This is a genomic window from Ruegeria sp. AM1 (assembly GCF_056540745.1).
Genome location: NZ_JBQFXH010000002.1, coordinates 436,556 through 454,811, shown reverse-complemented (window position 1 = coordinate 454,811; position 18,256 = coordinate 436,556). Strand labels below are relative to the sequence as shown.

Sequence of the window (18,256 nt, the reverse complement as noted above, 5' to 3'; positions counted from 1 at the left end):
GCTAGGCGGCGCGACACTGAACAAGGAAAAGGGGATTGGCAATGGTCGATGTGACGGTTCGCGGCGCAGGTATTTTTGGCCTGTCCATCGCCTGGGCCTGCGTTCGGCGCGGCGCAAAGGTGCAGATAGTTGACCCTTTTGGTGCCGGTTCAGGATCGAGCGGTGGTCTGGTTGGCGCTTTGGCACCCCACGTCCCTGAGAATTGGAATAACAAAAAGGCATTCCAATTCGACAGCCTGATTATGGCCGAACCGTTCTGGAAACAGATCGAGGCTACCGGCGGTGTCTCTGCCGGTTATGCGCGTCTGGGGCGCATTCAACCCATTCCCGATCAGCGCAGCCTTGCACTGGCGCACCAACGCCACCAGACCGCGCAAGAGCTGTGGCAGGGTCGCGCCGAATGGCGCGTGGTCAGCGCAGCGGACGAAGGTGCCTGGTGCCCGCCCAGCGCGACCGGCTTTGTCATCCACGACACGCTGAGCGCCCGGATGCATCCGCGCCGTGCCTGTGCGGCGCTGGTGGCTGCGCTTGCCGTCAGCGGCGTCGAGGTTGCAAGCGATGCGCCCGACAACGGGCAGGTCATCCACGCAACCGGTGTCGCGGGTTTGCAGGAACTCAGCCAGGCCCTTGGCAAGACGGTTGGAAATGGGGTTAAAGGTCAGGCCGCCCTGTTGCGGTTTGATGCAGGTGAGGTGCCGCAGCTGTTTGCCGACGCACTCCATATCATTCCACATGCTGATGGCACGCTGGCCATCGGATCAACATCAGAACGCGACTATGACGATCCCAACAGCACCGATAATGCGCTGGAGGATGTGATAGAACGTGCGATGCGCGCCGTGCCTGTGCTGCACGGGGCCGAGGTGATCGACCGCTGGGCCGGTGTCCGCCCGCGCAGCAAAAGTCGCGCGCCGATGCTGGGCGCACATCCTTTGCACAAGGGGCAGTTCATCGCCAATGGCGGGTTCAAGATTGGCTTTGGAATGGCCCCCAAAGTGGCCGAGGTCATGGCCGATCTGGTTCTCGAGAACATCGACACTGTACCAGATGATTTCCGGCCCGAGGCGTCACTCTGACTGCGGTATCGCGGTGGCTCGCATGCACTGACGACCGTCTGGTCCGCGGACCCATAAATCCTGCCCCCGGCGGCAGAACGCGCCTGTTTCGAAATGCATGAGCGGTGCGGACGCCCGGAAAGAAAATCCGGCCAGCGGCCCCAACACCTCGGTTGCGAAAAGCATTAGATACTGCGCCAACAGGGGACCGTGTACCACAAGCCCTGCATAGCCTTCGACATCGCGGGCATAATCCAGATCATAGTGAATGCGATGTCCGTTAAAGGTCAGCGCGGAATAACGAAACAGCAACGTGGTATCAAAGCCGATATCGCGCCGGTCTGCCTCGTCCGTTCGGGCCGGCAGCGGATTTGGCTGAGGGGCATCGGCAACCGGGTCTTCGCGATAGACAAGGTCTTGCCACTCGGTCAGGCACAGCGCGCCGTCTTGCCAAATCTCATGACGCAGCGTGACGAAACCCAGCGGTCCGGTGCGGCCCGTTTTTGATGTGGCGCTTTCCAGCACCGATCGCCGCTCAGCCTTGGCACCGGCAAGCAGAGGCGACCGAAACTGCAACCGCCCTCCAGCCCACATCCGGCGCGGTAGGCCCATATCCGGGATCAGAGACTCCCCGACTTTGGGATGTCCATCGCGCCCAAGCGCCGACGGCGGATGCGGCGACCAGAAATAAAGCTGATGAAAGAAGGGCGGCAGAGGTGACCCATCCACTATCGACCCCGGCTGGCCTAAGGCGATCTGAAAGGCCGCCGCACGTGCGGGATCCAGCACATCGGTCAAAATCGTAGGTTGCGTGTCGTCTACCATGCCACGAACCTAAGTCGCCCGGCAGTTTGTAACAAGCAATTGCATAAGGTCAGAAACCCGCCTCTGATCGAAGCTTTTGCATAAGACTGTGCAGTGATTTTTCGTACCGCTCGTTGGTCAGCTTGCCATCGGCGTCGAACTCATTCGAACTGTCGGCCAGATGGATTTCGGGGCCCTGCAGGATACGCGTCTGGAATGGAACCATAAAGGCGCGCAAGATCATCTGTGCTCGCTCGCCGCCCGCACGACCGGCAGCCGCCGACATCACCGCGACCGGTTTACCCGCCCAGGGCCGACCTTCGGTGCGGCTGACCCAATCCAGAGCGTTTTTCAACACCCCCGAAGGCCCCTTGTTGTATTCCGGTGTCGAGATAATGACCGCATCCGCCTGCGCGATCTGGTCCGACAAAACTTGCACCTTTTTGGGAATACCTTCGCCCTGCTCCAGATCGCCGTCGTAAAGTGGCAGTTCCAGATCCGCCTCGATATGGGTTCCGGGTGCAAACAGCCGCGCCGCCTCACGCAAAAGTTTGCGGTTGGTCGCGTTTTGACGCAGAGAACCAGACAGGGACAGAAGGACAGGGTCAGACATAATCGCAAGCTCCGTTCATTCGGTTGTGATCAGTGTAGCCGCATCGCCGGTCGACAACAGCCCTGTCTGCGCACATTCAGCGTGCATAGAAAAAGGGCCCTTGCAGGCCCTTTTCGCTTTTTGGGGATATCAGGTTCAGGTATTGCCGCTGGGTACGACCACGATCTCGACACGGCGGTTCTGCGCCTTGCCCTGCGGTGTCAGGTTAGATGCGATCGGGTTATTTTCGCCCTGTCCTATGGTCGTGATCCGCCCATAGCTGACGCCATTTGCCTGCAGAATATCAGCCACGGCATTTGCACGGCGTTCAGACAGGCGCTGGTTATAGGCTGCGTCACCGTCGCTGTCGGTGTGACCAATGATCTGGACGTTCGAATTGGGGTAGTTGACCAAGTTCTGCCCGACTTTGACCAGATCAGAGCGCAGTGCGGGGCGCACGGTCGAGCTATCTGTATCAAACGTGATGTCATTTGGCACAGTTACAATCAGGCGGTCCCCCGCGTTAACAATCGTGATCCCGTCATTGGCCAGCTGCTGACGCAGCTCAGCGGCTTGCCGATCCAACTGATTGCCGATCAGACCACCACCGGTCGCACCAATGGCAGCACCGGCCAATGCGCCCAGACCCGGGTTAGAGTCATTTGCGATCGCGCCAACACCCGCGCCGATCAGACCACCCAACAAGGCACCCTGCTTGGCGTTTTGGTTTGGATCATTTTGCACATTCAGCGTGCCCGGATCGGTACATGCACTCAGCGCCAGCACCGAACACAGCCCAACGGACAGTACAAACTTGGAAATCGTCATGGAAAATCACCTTCTGCTCCAGTACCCGTTCACCGGGCTTCCCTCGTTAGACACTGTATAGCATGGCTGTGTTGATGAGGCTCAAGCAACAATGCGGTGAGGTCGGCGAATACCTGCCAATCATTCCGCTTTGGCGGATGGTTCGACCGCATTCTGCTCCTGCCAGATGGCGCGCAACGGCTGACCTTGGCCAAAAAAGTAGCTGTCTGTCATTTCACAGGCCCAGATACGATCCGTGCGGAAATGACGAAATGCGTTTCTCAACTCGCACCATGCCGCGAGTAAGGTACACTCGACGTGATAGATCAGGGCCACGGGCCGCACGACCCGTTCGGTGCGTTCCTCATTGGCATTCACATAGGTGATGCGCACCTTTTGCTCGGCCCGGATGGCTTCGCGGTAGTTTGCAATCGGCACACATCCTTTGGCCGGATCATCGTTCGGTGCGCCCCAAGACGAGACCTGCAGCCAGTCTGCGGGGTCACGTAGCGCCTCGATCTTGCGGCAAACCCGATCCGCCGCGCGTTGCAGAGTACTGTCACCGGTCCGGGCCAGCAAAGACAGGCCAACCCAAAGCGCTTCGACCTCTTCGGCATCGAAATTCAGGGGCGGCAGATCGTACCCGCGCCGCATCAGATAGCCGACGCCGGCCTCTCCTTCGATCGGGGTGCGCTGTGCCTGCAGAGCAGCAATATCCCGGTAGACCGTGCGCACTGACACTTCGAGCTTGTCTGCCAGCGCCTCGGCCGTCACCGGCGCATCAGTGGCGCGCAGAATCTGGATAATTTCGAACAAACGGGTCGAACGGCGCATGTCAGTCTCCTTGCGGTCTGCTGACACTCTAACATACCCCCCTGACAACACGGTGTCAGGATTGATGGGCGAGACTTGGACAAACTCGAAAAAGGAGTATCGACATGCCAAGCCGCGACCATCACGTCATGATGACCTTGAAACTTGATCGCTGGTCACAGGACCACAAACTCCGCGCCTATGAGATCGAACGTGAAATCATGGCCGCCCAGCAGCCCAAACCGATACACCGCAAAAAACGTACCAAACGGTTTTCATTGGGCAATCTGAAAATGCTGTGGAGCAGAACGGCCTGACATGCTTCAGAAATCTGCCAAAGCCCTGAATTTCATCGAAACACCATCTTCCGGATGCTTCAGGCGCAGCTCCTCGGAATGCAACATCAGCCGAGGGAAATCCCGCGCTGGACCATCTGCGTAGAACGGGTCGCCCAAAATCGGATGCCCCAGCGCCTGCATATGCACCCGAAGCTGGTGCGACCGGCCCGTTTTGGGAAACAGGCGCATGCGCGTGGTATCGCTTTCGCGCTTTACCACGCGCCACTCGGTCATGGCGGGTTTTCCTATCTCATGACAAACCTTCTGCAAGGGGCGGTTTGGCCAGTCGACAATCAGAGGCAGGTCAACCGTACCGGCTTTGGCGTCCACCTGCCCCCACACCCGGGCGATATAAGTTTTTCGGGTCTGACGTTTTTCAAACTGCTGCCCCAGATAACGTTGCGCATGTGGAGTTTGCGCAAAAACCATCACACCCGACGTGTCCCGATCTAGACGGTGCACCAGCAACGCCTGCGGAAAGGCTGCCTGCACACGGGTCAGTAGGCAATCAGCTAGATGCGCTCCTCTTCCGGGTACCGACAACAGACCAGTAGGCTTGTTCACCACGATCAACTGCGCATCCTCGTGCAATACGTCCAGCGGAGCTGTTGGGGGATCATAGGTTTCGCTCATGGCCGTCTGACTAGCGCAGCACGTCGCCTCTCGCAACGTCGTGCTTGCGCAGCGGCTACGCTCACGCAAATCTACCCTCGCACAAGCGAGAGGTTTCATGCTGCTAGCCATCGAAAGACAACGAGTCCGGACCATTATCTTAGGTGAACTGAGTTTGGTGCCAGCCAGTGTCTGCAGGTCGCTCGACTGACTATGCCCGGACCGATTGCCCATGACCAAATACTGCGCCTGCCATTGTTGCCCCTTTTGGCGATGCAAGGCCGTTCTGTTCGACGAAACACAGTGCTGCTACCTGAACCCACCGGCGCGCGCGATGGGGTCATGGGGCGCGGTCCAAAGCTACGCTTACTGATCACTGGTGACAGTTCAGCGGCTGGCGTAGGAGCTGAAACTCAACAGCAGGCGCTTTCCGGACTACTGGCTGAACACCTGAGCCACTACTACACCGTTGAGTGGCGTTTAGTGGCTCGTACGGGAAACACTACGCTGCATGTGATCAAACAGCTGCAACAGCTTGATGGCCCATATGACGTTGCCGTCACAGCCTTAGGCGTCAACGATGTTACACGCGCAACAACCCTTCGGCAGTTCGTGCAACATCAGACCCAGCTTTTGCAATTGCTTACTGAGGAACTGGGGGTTCGGCTTGTTGTAATGTCGGGCATTCCCGAAATGGGCCGGTTTCCAGCGCTACCGCAACCTCTGGCCTGGGTCTTAGGCAAGCAAGCAGCGCGGCTGGATTTGGGGCTTAAACAAGTTGCAGCAACCTTTCCCCAAGCTCACCACCAATCTCTGCACCTGCCTGCCGATCCGGCACTCGCCGCATCAGATGGTTATCATCCAAGCCCTAAGGCCTATGCTATTTGGGCTCAGCAGCTTGCGCAGGTCATCCAAATCAGGGCTGCGCCCGCATCTGCCGGACCATTGGGATCGAATAGATCACCAACGCCGCCCAGATCATCGGAAACGCAATCATCCGGCCCCGGTCAATATGCTCTCCGAACAGAAAAACGGCGGTGATGAAGATCATCGTTGGCGCAATGTATTGCAGGATACCCATGGTAGACAGGCGTACCAACTTGGCGCCGTTTGCATAGATCAAGAGGGGAACGGCCGTTACAATACCAGCACCGGCCAGCAGGAGCGTGTCCGTCATCGTCGCTCCAAGATATCCTGTCCCCTGCACCTCCAGCCACGTGACATAGGCCAACGCCGGGATCAGCAGGATAAGCACCTCCAGCAGGAAACCCTGATTTGGCCCAATGGGCAGGGACCGTTTGAAAAAGGCATAAAAACCCCACGAGACCATCAGACCAAGCGCGGGCCACGGCAGGGTTCCGGCCTCGATCACCAGAACCAGCACACCAGCCGCAGCCAGCGCAACCGCCGCCAATTGCGTTCGGTTCAATGGCTCACGCAGCAGGATCGCCCCCAGAGCGATGCTGAACAGGGGGTTGATATAATACCCCAGCGCCGCATCCAGCGCATTGCCGCTGGCAATTGCCCAGACGTAAATCGCCCAGTTCACCGAAATCAGCGCGGCCGTAAGACAGGCCATAGCCAGCATCTTCGGATTGCGCAGCGCAGCCTTCAGGTCACGTGTGCGCCCAAGGGCCACCAGCAACAGACCCGCAATCGGCACCGACCAGATGATCCGATGCGCTACAATCTCGACCGGGGGAACATGGGCCATGGCCTTCATATAAAGCGGTAGAAACCCCCAAAGCACATAGGCTGTGATGGCCAGCATCAGACCTTTGGGTGTATCGGTATTTTCCGGTTTGTTGGTCTCTGACATCTCAGCCCTCGAGAAGATCACCAGAAATCTCTAAGGCAGGATCACACGGCAAGGGAACCACAAAAACTGTGAAGAGGCGCATCAGGAAATGTGATGGCCCGTCAGGCAGGGCGGATATCACCAAACCCAAACAGAAAAACGGGGCGCGTTCATGCGCCCCGTTTTCACAAAGTCAGCTTGCCGTGATCAGGCTTTTACACGTTCCGATTTCGGATCGTACATCGGCTTGAGCGACGCTTCGGCCTTTACTTTCACACCGCACACATCGATCTCATAGGTCGAGGCCAGAACTTCGGCAGCTTTCTCACCCTCACATGGGACATAGCCCAGCCCCATGGCACCACCCAGGTGGTGCCCATAAGCGCCCGAGGCCAGATAACCAACCATCTCACCATCCCGAAGGATCGGTTCGTTGTGGTAAAGCAGCGGTTCCGGATCTGTCAGTTTGAACTGCAGCATACGGTTCTTGGGACCGGTTTCCTTGCGTTTCAAGACAGCGTCACGACCGATGAAGTCCGGCTTGTCAGTTTTCACAGCAAAGCCCAAGCCCGCATCGACCACGTGGTCTTCGCAGGTGATATCGTGACCAAAGTGGCGGAAGCCCTTTTCGATCCGGCAGGTATCCATCATGTGCATGCCGCACAGTTTCAGCCCCATGTCCTGACCCGCCTCATAGAGCGTTTCAAACACGTGACCGGCCATGTCGGACGAGATGTAGACTTCCCAGCCCAGCTCGCCCACATAGGTCACGCGGTGTACACGGGCGAGGCCCATGCCGATCTCAATCTCTTGCGCGGTGCCAAACGGGTTCACGTCGTTCGAGAAGTCGTTGGGCGATACCGCTTCCAACAGCGCGCGCGAGCGTGGCCCCATGATGGCCAGCGTCGCCTCGGCCGCGGTGATGTCGGTGATCGAGACGTTGAAATCGCCCTTGTGACGCTCCATCCAGACCTGATCGTGGTACCGCGTCGCCGCCGGGGTCACAACCAGATAGGTGTTGGTCGAGATTCGGGTGATCGTCACGTCCGCTTCGATCCCGCCATTGCGGTTCAAGAACTGGGAATAGACGATCTTGCCGTGCGGAACGTCATATTCTCCACCCGCAATGTAGTTCAGATAGCGGGTCGCATCCGGGCCCTCAACGCGCAGTTTGCCGAACGACGACATATCATACATGCCCACGTTCTGGCGGATCGCCATATGTTCTTCGCGAACGTTGTCAAAGAAGTTCTGGCGCTTCCAGGAATACTGGTATTCTGCTTCCTGATTTTCGCGCGCAAACCAGTTCGCACGTTCCCAGCCCGAGAACTCACCAAAGACCGCACCACGCTCTTTCAGGTGATAGTGGAAGGGCGACCGGCGAATGCCGCGCGCGGATTCTTTCTGTTTGAACGGGAAGTGATCCTTGTAGAGCAGACCCAGCGTTTCTGTCGCGCGTTCATAGAGGTATTTCTTGTTGCCCTGGAACGGCTGCATCCGGCTGATGTCCACGTCACCCAAGTCGAAGGGTTTGTCACCGGTGTCCATCCACTCAGCCAGCGCCATACCGGCACCACCGGCAGATTGGATGCCAATCGAGTTAAACCCGGCTGCCACCCAGAAGTTGTTCAGCTCGGGCGCCAGCCCCAGATGATAGGCATCGTCGGGCGTAAAGCTCTCAGGGCCGTTGAAGAAGGTGTGGATGCCTGCTTCGGCCAGTAAGGGCACACGTTCGACCGCCATTTCGAGGATCGGCTCGAAGTGGTCGAAGTCTTCCGGCAGCTGGTCGAATTCAAAATCTTTCGGAATGCCGTCATTCGCCCAAGGCTTGGCCACGGGTTCAAACGCGCCCAGCAGGATTTTGCCCGCGTCTTCCTTGTAATAAGCGTATTCGTCCGGGACGCGCAGAACCGGCAGCTGCGTCATACCGTCGATGTTTTCGGTCACGATATAGAAGTGCTCGCACGCCTGCAGCGGAACGCTGACATCGGCCATCTTGCCAACCTCGTGGCCCCACATGCCGCCGCAGTTCACAACCATGTCGCATTCGATATGGCCCGACTCGGCCCCATCATCGGACACCCAGTCAACGCCAGTGACGTCGCGGCCCTGCTTTGCAATACCGGTCACAGCGACACGCTCTTTGATCAGCGCACCACGCTGACGGGCACCTTTGGCCAGCGCCAGTGCGATGTTGGCCGGATCGCCCTGCCCGTCCAGCGGCAGATAGACCGCGCCGGTCACTCCTTCGAGGTTGATATGCGGATACAGTTCTTGCACGCGTTCATTGGAAATCTCTTCGACCTCAACGCCAAAGGCACGGGCCATGGCGGCCTGACGGTAGATCTCTTCCCGGCGCTCCTCGGTAAGGGCAACGGTGATCGAGCCGCAGCGTTTAAAGCCGGTGGCAACACCGGTTTCCTCTTCCAGCGAGCCGTAAAGTTCCTGACTGTATTTTGCCAGCTTGGTCATGTTCGCGGTTGCGCGCAGCTGCGCGATCAGGCCCGCCGCATGCCATGTCGTGCCCGAGGTCAGCTGCTTGCGCTCAAGCAGGACGACATCTTTCCAGCCCTTTTTCGTCAGGTGATAGGCAACAGAACATCCGATCACACCGCCACCGATGATGACCACGCGGGCTTTGGAGGGAAGATCAACCATAGTGAAGACTCCGAATCTTGGTTCAGTTCTCACTGGCATGAAATGACGGCGGGAAACTGTCTAAAAACGTCAGAGCATCCGTAATAATCACCGACGCGAGACCTGTCGCTTTTCGCGACGCAGGACAAAGGGTGTGATGCCGAAAAAACTCTTGTAGACGGACGAGAACCCGTTGGGGAAACCGCAGGCCAAACCGATCTCGCGCACGCTCATCGTGGTGTTCAGCAAAAGGTTGTTTGCCTTGGCCAAACGCATCTCGCGATAGAAGCCGTTGGGCGTTGTGCCGAAGAAGGATTTGAACTTGCGCTCAAGTGAGCGGTTGGACAGGTTCAGGACGTCAACGATCTGGTTGATCGGCAGAGGTTCTTCGATATTTGCCTGCATCAGCTTGATGCATTGATCCAGTTTGGCGTCGCCAGTCGAGGTGTTCATCGCGCCTGAAAAGGGCTGCATGGAAGAGAAATCGCGGATGTTTTCGTGCAACATAATATCGGCGACGGTCATCTTGGCGGGCCCCGAAATGTGCCACCCGATCACCGCCAAAGCGATGTCCGTTGTCGCCTCCATCCCGGCGCAGGTCACGACCGCACCTCGGGCCGTGGCGATGGACAGTTTGGCCTCAAACCTTGCACCGCGTTCGCGCAGAAAAGATGCGTTTTCCCAATGGGTTGCCATATCGGCGGTGCCTTGTTCGTCGATATAGCGGCTGGCCGCTTCGGACAGCAGGAACACCCTGGCATCGCGGTAGGTGTAATCCGATACGATACGCCCAAGCGACAGGTCCGGATTGTCCGGATCAGAATTGCCGATCACAAACAGATAGTCAGCGCGCGGCTGTGTCGATACTGGCTCGGTCGGCACGGTTGCGCCACTGCTGCTTTCGATCGGGCCGCCCTTGATGGACCGATAAGTAAAGCTAAACGGCGGGTTGGGGCAGACGCGGTTCGCAAGGCGTAGCACCTCGACCAGTGAAGCCAGCTCCAGCAGGACGTATCCCGGCGCGACAAGAATATCAAAGTGCATCGGTCGATTGGTATTCGACGATTCACCTGGCTTTTGAATAGCGGCCATCGCTCTCCCCTCGAACGATACGGTGCCCCGCCTCACGCAGGGTCCGAGCTAGAGTTTCGATATGGTCAGGGCCGACCTCGCAACATCCACCCACGATGGTTGCCCCCTGCGCCACCCATCCCATCGCGTGCGCAGCATAGGCATCCGGTCCCAGATCATGTCGCTGTTCTAACACCTCAACCGTTGGTGCATCTTTCAGAAACGCGTCAGAGATACAACTGAAACCATTTGCATATGCACCAAAGGGGCGTCCCATTGATGAAATTATGTTCAATGCGGCTGGAACCGCTTCGGGCCTGCAACAGTTGATCAGTATGGCCGCGACATCAAAACGCTGGATCAACGGTTGGATATCGGAAAGCTCTTCGCCCGAGCGCAGCCGTGTGCCGTCGTCATCCCTGACTGTGAGTGCGATCCAGACCGGCTTGCCGCAATTTTCCGTGCCGCGAAGCGCACCTTCAGCCTCTTTGAGGGATGATACGGTTTCGATCAGAAACATATCTACCCGGCTGACCATAAGCTGCACCAACTCAGAGAACCGGGCTGCTGCCTCTGCAGGATCAGGTTCCAGATCAGGGCGGTATGACGCAAGCACCGGTCCCAATGCACCCGCAATTTGGCCATCCGCACCCCTACGCGCGCGTTCGACCTGAGCAAGCGCGGTTTCCACCAGCGCAGGCAGCTTATCCTCCATCCCAACACGCTGCAGACGCGACCGATGGAGCGCATAGGTATTCGTCGTTGCCACGGTCGCGCCGCGGTCGAAATAATCAGCGTGCACATCCCCAACCGGATCGGGCATGTCCATCATAACCTGCGTCGACCACAACGGCGTTGGCCGGTCACTGCAGCGTTTGACCAGTTCCTGCCCAATCGAACCATCCAGTAGGGTAATATCAGCCACCGCAAACCTCCCCGGGGAATCAGACAGAGTATCCCCGGAAACACAAAATATTGGAATTCTTTCACCGCCTTGACGATGTTAGCACCCAAAGCAGACATAAGCATCAACATCGCAGTCTGATGAGCCGCAAAAAAATCGGGACCCTGCACGGGTCCCGATCATGTCTTAACACTGCCCGGTTTGGGCGTCTTGGGTCAGATCAGGCCCGAAGCCGCTCGTTCTCGGGGTCCCACAGCGGCTGGTCTTCCTGCACCACGGCTTTGCACTTCTCGCCGAAGATTTCCACCTCCAGTTCGGTGCCCGGCTTGGTGAACTCGGTCCGTACAACGCCCAGCGCGATCGACTTGTTCACGCGATAGCCAAAGTTGCCCGAGGTGGTTTCACCTACAACCTCACCGTCTTTCCAGACGGTCGACATGTAAGGCGCATCGGCAAACGGTGCTTCGACGACCAGCGTGACAAAGCCTTTCTTCGACCCTGCCTGCTGTTCAGCCTGCAACGCAGCCTTGCCCGGGAAGTCCTGTTCCTTGTTCAGGCGGACAAAGCGGTCCAGACCACCCTCGAACATCGAGTAATCGGTGCTGAGGTCACCCTTCCACGTGCGATAACCTTTCTCGATCCGCATCGAATCCAGCGCGAACATACCGAACGGTGTTGCTCCTGCATCGCGGATGGCGGTATAGACAGCAGCTGCGTTTTCGGTTTTCACGTGAACTTCCCAGCCCAACTCGCCGACGAAGGAGACACGCGCCATGATCGCCTCTTGGCCAGCCACGGTTGCGGTTTGCAGGCTCAGCCAACCCGCCGACAGATCGGCGTTGTCCGACAGGCCCGCGAACAGATCGCGGGATTTCGGGCCGGTGACCAGCATCGTGGTGTAATCGCGCGATACGTCGGTCAGCTCCAGCCCTTCGGGCAGGTTGCGCCACAGCAGTTCGAAATCGTGCCACTGCGCCACGGCTGCGGTCATCAGGGTAAAGCCATCCTCACCAAAGCGGATACAGGACATTTCAGTCAGGATACGGCCACGGTTATCCGAGAAATAGATCAGGTTCATCCGGCCCACTTTCGGCAGCGCACCAGCAACGCGGGTCCGCAGCCATTCCGCCGCGCCGTCGCCTTTCAGCGTATAGCGCGAGAAGCCGCACATATCGATGACGCCAACGCCATCACGCACTGCTTCGACCTCTTCCTTGACGCGTGCGGTCCACGACCCTTCGCGGGCCCATGTCTCGGTGCCTTCTTCCGAGGTGTCGTCGCCGTCCTTGGCAAACCAGTTCGCACGCTCCCAACCGTTATAGGCGCCCATCTGGCCGCCATCGGCAGCCAGACGCTCGTGGTTCGGCGACAGTTTCTTGTCGCGCGCCGCAGGCCATTCGTGATGCGGGAAGTGCATCGCGTATTCGTGGCCATAGGTTTCCAACGCCTTTTTGAGCGAGAAGTCGGCATCGGCATGGTCGGTGTAACGACGGCTATCGACGGCCCACATGTCCCACTCAGTCTCGCCATGCATGATCCATTCGGACATGCACTTGCCGGCACCACCGCCCTGCGCGATCCCGAAGGTGTAAGAATGCGCCTCGAACGCGTTTTTCACACCGGGCATCGGGCCCATCATCGGCAGGCCATCAGGCGCGTAGGGGATCGGGCCGTTGATAACCCGGCCAACACCTTGCGTACCCAGCAGCGGAACGCGGTTCATCGCGTCTTCGATATACCATTCCAGACGGTCCAGATCGTCCGGGTATAGCTGGAAGCTGAAGTCTTCCGGCATTGGGTCGTCGGCTGTGATCCAGTGCGCCTTACAGTTGCGCTCATACGGGCCGAGGTTCAAACCATAGTTATCCTGACGCAGGTAGTATGAGGTATCCACGTCGCGGATCATCGGCAGGTGGCCGCCGCCATTGGCAATGGTCCATTCCTTGATCTCGGGGATTTCCTCGGTCAGGAAATACTGGTGCGACATGACGGTCAGCGGAACGTCACGGCCGCCGAACGGCTTGAACCATTCGCCAACGCGCGCCGCATAGTAACCGGCACAGTTCACGACATACTGACACTTGATGTCGCCCTTTTCGGTGTGAACGGTCCAATCGCCATTCTCTTCTTCGCGGCTGACACCGGTTGCGGGGGTAAAACGCTGGATCGTCGCGCCCAGATCGCGCGCGCCTTTGGCCATGGCCTGCGTCAGCTGCGCCGGGTCGATGTCGCCGTCCAGCGGATCCCACAGCGCACCCTCAAGGTCATGGGTTTCCATGAACGGGTAGTAGTCTTGAATCTGGTGCGGCTCCAGCATATCCATCTGCAGGCCCTGATAGCGGCCCATTGAGGCGACGCGCTCGAACTCCTGCATCCGCTTCTTGCTGTGCGCCAGACGGATCGCGCCGGTCACGTGATAGTTCATCGGATAGTCGACGTCGTCGGCCAGAGTCCGATACATCTCAAGCGAATAACGCTGCATGTTCATGACAGCCCATGAGCCCGCAAAGTTCGGCGTGTTACCTGCCGCGTGCCATGTCGAACCCGCAGTCAGTTCGTTCTTTTCCAGCAGAACACAATCGGTCCAGCCCGCTTTGGCGAGGTGGTACAGCGTCGAGACGCCGACCACGCCACCGCCGATGATGACCACACGTGCTGTGGTGGGAAATTCAGCCATTTTCATAGGTTCCTATTCATTGGGCCCGTTGCGGCAGGCCGTCGTTGATTTCATAGTAATCCCCCTTGTCATCCACAAAGATGTGGTGCGCGAGGGTCAGTCCGGTGGGCGCATCGAACGCCCCCATGGAGATTGAGATCGTGTCCTCGTCATTGTGCTGCCAGAACAGAAACGATCCGCAATTCTTGCAAAATCCACGCCGGGCGATGCCCGAGGCGCGGAACCAGCTGAGCGTTTCGCTTGACGCAAAACTCAGATTATCCTGATGGGTCGAGGCGGACGCCCAGACATGGCCTGACTGTTTGCGGCACTGACCGCAATGACAGGCCGAGGGTGCCGACAATGCGCCGACGACGGCGAAAGAAACTGAACCACACAGGCAGGAACCGGTATGCATCGCGCTATCCTCTTACCACCGGGGCCGAGCTGCTGCCGAGCAACACGCCATAGATGATGAAACAACCCGCCATGACCCGGCGCACCCAGCTGTTGAACACAGCCCCAAGGGCTGCGCGGCCCATGAATACGCCCAACAGGGTATATCCGGTATAGCTGAGCATCGTGATCACCAGCGCTGTCGGCATGATAACCGACATCTGCTGCCAGATCGGAACGCCGGGCTGCACAAATTGCGAGAAGGCGGCAAGATACCCGGCGACGCTTTTGGGATTGATCGTCGCAACCGCCAGCGCATGCAGATAAACATGATGCGCAGGTCGCGCGGCGGCAGGCGCCGGATTTGCAGCATTCATCCAACCGCGCACGCCCAGCCAGATCAGAAAACCGGCGCCGATCAGCTTAGCGATGAAAAACCCGGTTGGCGAGGCGGCGATCAGGGCCGTTACCCCCAGCGCCGACAGGATCAGAAACACGCTAGCCTGTGTCAGGATCGCCAGCACCCCCAGCATTGCTCTGGGAAATGGCAGGCTCATTCCATTTGAGATGCAATTGACCGCATTCGGTCCGGGCGTGGTGACGAACACAACCCAAAACAAAGCGAATATGGTCCAGGCCTCAAAGCTCATCAATACACCGGCGGAGCAATAACCCAGACGGCCACCGCGGGCTCGTCATAGGGGTTAGACCATCGAAACGGTTCGTGTTTGATCCGAAAACTGTCCCCGGCCCCCAACGTAAATTCGCGTTCGCCAATTTTGAGATCCAGTTTCCCGGACACCATGTAACCAACTTCTTGGGTGGGTCGGTTGGCGATGGTTTTCATCCTGGAGTGAGGCTGGAACGTGGAATGCACCATCTCGAAATCATCGGTCAGGTCTGGCGATAGCAACTCTTCGATCAGCCCCTCTTCGCCGGGCCCCATCGGACGACGTGTACCACTGCGCACGACATAACCGCGCTCTTCGACCGGGGCAGCAGCATGGGCAAAGAGCATCGACATCGGCACGCCCAGACATTCGGCGACCTGCCGCAGGTCCGAGATCGAAAGTTCGGACAGATCACGCTCAACCTGACTGAACCACCCAACGGAACGGTCCATACGCGATGCGATCTCGGCCAGCGTCAATCCACGGGCTTTGCGCAGCGCGCGGATATCCGCGCCAAGCGTCGCGCTATGTGGGGACTGATCGTTCACCCGCCGCTCCGAATCTCATGAAAATTTTTCCTCGTTTTTCACGATGCCGCAATTCCGTGAAGAATCCAAGCAATTTTTCATTGTTGCGGAATGGCGATATCGGTATGTCGGCGCGCATGTGGATCGCAATCACATATCTCTGGGCCATCAACATTATGACGTTGTTTGCTTTTGGCTGGGACAAGCTGCGATCACGACGTCGAAAGCGGCGCATCCCCGAACGAAGACTATTGTGGCTGGCCGCCCTTGGCGGAAGCCCCGGCGCATTGACTGGGCGCTGGATCTTTAGGCACAAGACACGCAAGCGCGGCTTCTCGACCTGGTTGTTTGCAATATTCGGACTGCAATGCGCGGCCTGCGTCGCCGCAATTGTCGCCTGAGCCGATCCCTGCGCGTCAGGCGCGCGCGAAAACCTGTGTCAGGATAGTCGCCAGCTGATCGGCATCGTCCTGACAGAACGCATCGGGCTGGTCGCTATCAAGGTCGAACACAGCGATCACATCGTCCGTCGCGTTTCGCACCGGCAAAACCAGCTCTGACCGCGTTGACGAAGCGCAGGCGATGTGGCCCGGAAACGCATCGACATCGGGGACCAGCTGAACCTCAGCGGTCCGCGCTGCTGCGCCGCAAACGCCGCGTTCGAAAGGAATCATAAGACATCCATGTCCCCCCTGATAGGGGCCGATTTTCAATACGCCGGGTTCGGTGACACGATAAAACCCCGTCCAGTCGAACCGCTCATCCGAATGATGCACCTCGCAAGCGACGGTGGCCATCAATGCCACCTCGTCAGTTTCGCCCTCGGTCAGGGCAGCGATGGTTTTGGAAAGGGTCTCGTAATCGACGGTCATCGGGATGCTCTTGATATCTGAGGAGGGCGCGGTCGCGCCCTGCCCCGGGTTGCTGTCGTCGGAGTATTTGGAAACGCGCCGCCCGTCAAATCCGTTCGATGGCGATGGCCGTTCCCTCTCCACCACCGATGCAGATCGCGGCCACACCCCGTTTCAGGCCCCGTTTTTCAAGCGCATTCAGCAAGGTCACCATGATACGGGCACCAGATGCACCAATCGGATGTCCCAGCGCACAGGCGCCGCCATTGACGTTCACCTTGTCGCGCGGCAATCCCAGCTCATGCATAAACGCCATCGGGACGACGGCAAACGCTTCGTTGACCTCCCAGAGGTCCACGTCGTCCTTGGCCCAGCCAATACGGTCCAGCAGCTTTTGCGCGGCGGGAACCGGTGCCGTTGTGAACAGGCCGGGCGCCTGCGCGTGGCTGGCATGCCCGACGATTCTGGCACGGACGGTCAGACCCTGTGCCTCGGCAGCCTCAGCCGACGCAAGGACAAGCGCTGCGGCACCGTCCGAGATTGAGGATGCGTTTGCCGCCGTAACCGTGCCGTCTTTGCGGAAGGCAGGTTTCAGGGTTGGTATCTTCTCGGGACGCGCAGATTTGGGCTGTTCATCGATATCCTGCACCACCTCGCCCTTGCGCGTTTTTACCGAAACGCTGACAACCTCACCCTCAAACGCGCCACTGTCCTGGGCGGCCAGTGCATTGGACAGCGATTGCAGCGCATAGGCGTCCTGCGCTTCGCGGGTGAACTGATAGGCCTCGGCGCAGTCTTCCGCAAAGGTGCCCATCAGACGACCCTTGTCATACGCATCTTCGAGCCCGTCGAGGAACATATGATCCACCACCTGTCCGTGCCCGATGCGGGCCCCGCTGCGCATTTTGGGCAGCAGATAGGGTGCATTTGTCATACTCTCCATTCCGCCCGCAACCATGGTATCTGCGTGGCCCAGAGCAATCTGGTCGAACGCCATCATCGCGGCTTTCATCCCCGATCCACACATCTTGTTCAGAGTTGTGGCCGGCACCTCTTGGCCAAGACCCGCGGCAAATCCGGCCTGCCGCGCCGGTGCCTGGCCCATCCCGGCTGGCAAAACGCACCCCATAAGAACTTCGTCCACGGTTTGCGCCCCCGCCCCTTCCAGCGCGGCCCGGATTGCCGTTCCACCCAACTCTGCGGCAGGGACACCATCGAACATGCCCTGAAACCCACCCATCGGCGTCCGTGCTGCTCCAGCAATCACCACCTGTTTCATCACAAACCCTCCTCTTTCAGTATCCTGAATACCGAATGGTAAGAATTGGCGTCTAGCGTATTTCTACGACGCAAATTCAATTTGGAGGGCGGGCACATATGGCGCTGACAAGCAGCACCGCCGGCACAACGCAGGTCATTTCCGTTCATTCAGACCGGATTGACGCCGCCATGGCCATTCAATTCAAGGAAGACATGCGCAATCAAACCGACGGAGGCCCCGCGCGGGTGATCCTCGACCTGAGCGCTGTCGAGTTCATCGATTCAAGCGGACTAGGCGCCATCGTGGCGTCGATGAAGCAATTGGGCAGCGGGAGAACGCTTGATCTGGCGGGGCTGCACCCGGTGGTCGAAAAGGTCTTTCGGCTGACCCGAATGGATACCGTTTTTCGGCTGTATCCGACCATGGACAGTGCCTTGTCAGCCGTGACGGACTGACTGTCAGC

19 protein-coding genes and 1 pseudogene are annotated in these 18,256 nt (G+C 58.6%); 5 read left to right on the top strand and 15 right to left on the bottom strand.

What is annotated here, in order from left to right:
- Positions 1–41: 41 nt before the first annotated feature.
- Positions 42–1,076: an NAD(P)/FAD-dependent oxidoreductase gene (locus ACR0I7_RS10105; protein WP_480510571.1), complete on the top strand. Its 1,035-nt coding sequence runs from the start codon at positions 42–44 to the stop codon at positions 1,074–1,076.
- On the opposite strand, the gene ACR0I7_RS10100 is transcribed toward ACR0I7_RS10105, so the two are convergent.
- The 4 genes from ACR0I7_RS10100 to ACR0I7_RS10085 all read right to left on the bottom strand — a co-directional run bounded on the left by ACR0I7_RS10100 (position 1,068) and on the right by ACR0I7_RS10085 (position 4,092).
- Positions 1,068–1,880, bottom strand: a complete 813-nt coding sequence (locus ACR0I7_RS10100) for an HTD2 family dehydratase (RefSeq protein WP_480510569.1) — start codon at positions 1,878–1,880, stop codon at positions 1,068–1,070. The genes ACR0I7_RS10105 and ACR0I7_RS10100 overlap by 9 nt on opposite strands.
- Before the next feature lie 49 nt (positions 1,881–1,929).
- A complete protein-coding gene (locus tag ACR0I7_RS10095; protein ID WP_480510567.1) occupies positions 1,930–2,472 on the bottom strand; it encodes an NADPH-dependent FMN reductase in 543 nt (180 codons plus the stop codon).
- A gap of 135 nt (positions 2,473–2,607) precedes the next feature.
- Positions 2,608–3,279 (bottom strand): YiaD family glycine zipper/OmpA-like lipoprotein, encoded by a 672-nt coding sequence (locus ACR0I7_RS10090; protein ID WP_480510565.1) that lies wholly within the window; start codon positions 3,277–3,279, stop codon positions 2,608–2,610.
- Between the two features lie 120 nt (positions 3,280–3,399).
- On the bottom strand, positions 3,400–4,092 hold the full coding sequence (locus tag ACR0I7_RS10085) for a helix-turn-helix transcriptional regulator (RefSeq protein ID WP_480510563.1): 693 nt from the start codon (positions 4,090–4,092) through the stop codon (positions 3,400–3,402).
- A gap of 104 nt (positions 4,093–4,196) precedes the next feature.
- Between ACR0I7_RS10085 and ACR0I7_RS10080 the strand changes: the two genes are divergently transcribed.
- Entirely contained in the window at positions 4,197–4,388 is a 192-nt protein-coding gene (locus tag ACR0I7_RS10080; RefSeq protein WP_480510561.1) for a hypothetical protein, read from the top strand.
- A gap of 6 nt (positions 4,389–4,394) precedes the next feature.
- Here the strand turns inward: ACR0I7_RS10080 and ACR0I7_RS10075 are convergent, their stop codons facing one another.
- Positions 4,395–5,042: an RluA family pseudouridine synthase gene (locus ACR0I7_RS10075; RefSeq protein ID WP_480510559.1), complete on the bottom strand. Its 648-nt coding sequence runs from the start codon at positions 5,040–5,042 to the stop codon at positions 4,395–4,397.
- Between the two features lie 192 nt (positions 5,043–5,234).
- On the opposite strand from ACR0I7_RS10075, the pseudogene ACR0I7_RS10070 reads away from it, so the two are divergent.
- Positions 5,235–5,906 (top strand): annotated as a pseudogene (locus ACR0I7_RS10070) (SGNH/GDSL hydrolase family protein); the annotation flags it as partial.
- A 31-nt stretch (positions 5,907–5,937) separates the two neighbouring features.
- On the opposite strand, the gene rarD reads toward ACR0I7_RS10070, so the two are convergent.
- The 8 genes from rarD to ACR0I7_RS10030 all read right to left on the bottom strand — a co-directional run bounded on the left by rarD (position 5,938) and on the right by ACR0I7_RS10030 (position 15,702).
- The gene (gene rarD, locus ACR0I7_RS10065) at positions 5,938–6,840 is read right to left on the bottom strand and encodes an EamA family transporter RarD (protein ID WP_480510557.1); all 903 of its coding nucleotides are present in this window, start codon (positions 6,838–6,840) and stop codon (positions 5,938–5,940) included.
- 186 nt (positions 6,841–7,026) lie between these two features.
- Positions 7,027–9,477 carry a GcvT family protein gene (locus tag ACR0I7_RS10060; protein ID WP_480510555.1) on the bottom strand — a complete coding sequence of 817 codons (2,451 nt, stop codon included), beginning with the start codon at positions 9,475–9,477 and terminating at the stop codon, positions 7,027–7,029.
- An 87-nt stretch (positions 9,478–9,564) separates the two neighbouring features.
- Positions 9,565–10,548: a GlxA family transcriptional regulator gene (locus tag ACR0I7_RS10055; RefSeq protein WP_480510553.1), complete on the bottom strand. Its 984-nt coding sequence runs from the start codon at positions 10,546–10,548 to the stop codon at positions 9,565–9,567.
- Positions 10,523–11,452, bottom strand: coding sequence for a homocysteine S-methyltransferase family protein (locus ACR0I7_RS10050; protein WP_480510551.1), 930 nt, complete (start codon positions 11,450–11,452; stop codon positions 10,523–10,525). The genes ACR0I7_RS10055 and ACR0I7_RS10050 overlap by 26 nt, the downstream gene beginning before the upstream one ends.
- A gap of 199 nt (positions 11,453–11,651) precedes the next feature.
- Positions 11,652–14,108 carry a GcvT family protein gene (locus ACR0I7_RS10045; protein ID WP_480510549.1) on the bottom strand — a complete coding sequence of 819 codons (2,457 nt, stop codon included), beginning with the start codon at positions 14,106–14,108 and terminating at the stop codon, positions 11,652–11,654.
- A 16-nt stretch (positions 14,109–14,124) separates the two neighbouring features.
- Complete coding sequence (locus tag ACR0I7_RS10040; RefSeq protein ID WP_480510548.1) at positions 14,125–14,505, bottom strand: GFA family protein; 381 nt, start codon at positions 14,503–14,505, stop codon at positions 14,125–14,127.
- A gap of 4 nt (positions 14,506–14,509) precedes the next feature.
- Entirely contained in the window at positions 14,510–15,133 is a 624-nt protein-coding gene (locus tag ACR0I7_RS10035) for a LysE family translocator (protein WP_480510546.1), read from the bottom strand.
- The gene (locus ACR0I7_RS10030; RefSeq protein WP_480510544.1) at positions 15,133–15,702 is read right to left on the bottom strand and encodes a helix-turn-helix domain-containing protein; all 570 of its coding nucleotides are present in this window, start codon (positions 15,700–15,702) and stop codon (positions 15,133–15,135) included. The genes ACR0I7_RS10035 and ACR0I7_RS10030 overlap by 1 nt, the downstream gene beginning before the upstream one ends.
- A 116-nt stretch (positions 15,703–15,818) precedes the next feature.
- Between ACR0I7_RS10030 and ACR0I7_RS10025 the strand changes: the two genes are divergently transcribed.
- The gene (locus ACR0I7_RS10025) at positions 15,819–16,082 is read left to right on the top strand and encodes a DUF1294 domain-containing protein (protein ID WP_480510542.1); all 264 of its coding nucleotides are present in this window, start codon (positions 15,819–15,821) and stop codon (positions 16,080–16,082) included.
- Positions 16,083–16,097: 15 nt separating this feature from the next.
- On the opposite strand, the gene ACR0I7_RS10020 is transcribed toward ACR0I7_RS10025, so the two are convergent.
- Positions 16,098–16,553, bottom strand: a complete 456-nt coding sequence (locus tag ACR0I7_RS10020) for a GAF domain-containing protein (protein ID WP_480510540.1) — start codon at positions 16,551–16,553, stop codon at positions 16,098–16,100.
- Positions 16,554–16,638: 85 nt separating this feature from the next.
- The gene (locus ACR0I7_RS10015; protein WP_480510538.1) at positions 16,639–17,811 is read right to left on the bottom strand and encodes a thiolase family protein; all 1,173 of its coding nucleotides are present in this window, start codon (positions 17,809–17,811) and stop codon (positions 16,639–16,641) included.
- A 98-nt stretch (positions 17,812–17,909) separates the two neighbouring features.
- On the opposite strand from ACR0I7_RS10015, the gene ACR0I7_RS10010 reads away from it, so the two are divergent.
- Complete coding sequence (locus ACR0I7_RS10010; protein WP_480510536.1) at positions 17,910–18,248, top strand: STAS domain-containing protein; 339 nt, start codon at positions 17,910–17,912, stop codon at positions 18,246–18,248.
- The last annotated feature ends 8 nt before the right edge of the window (positions 18,249–18,256 follow it).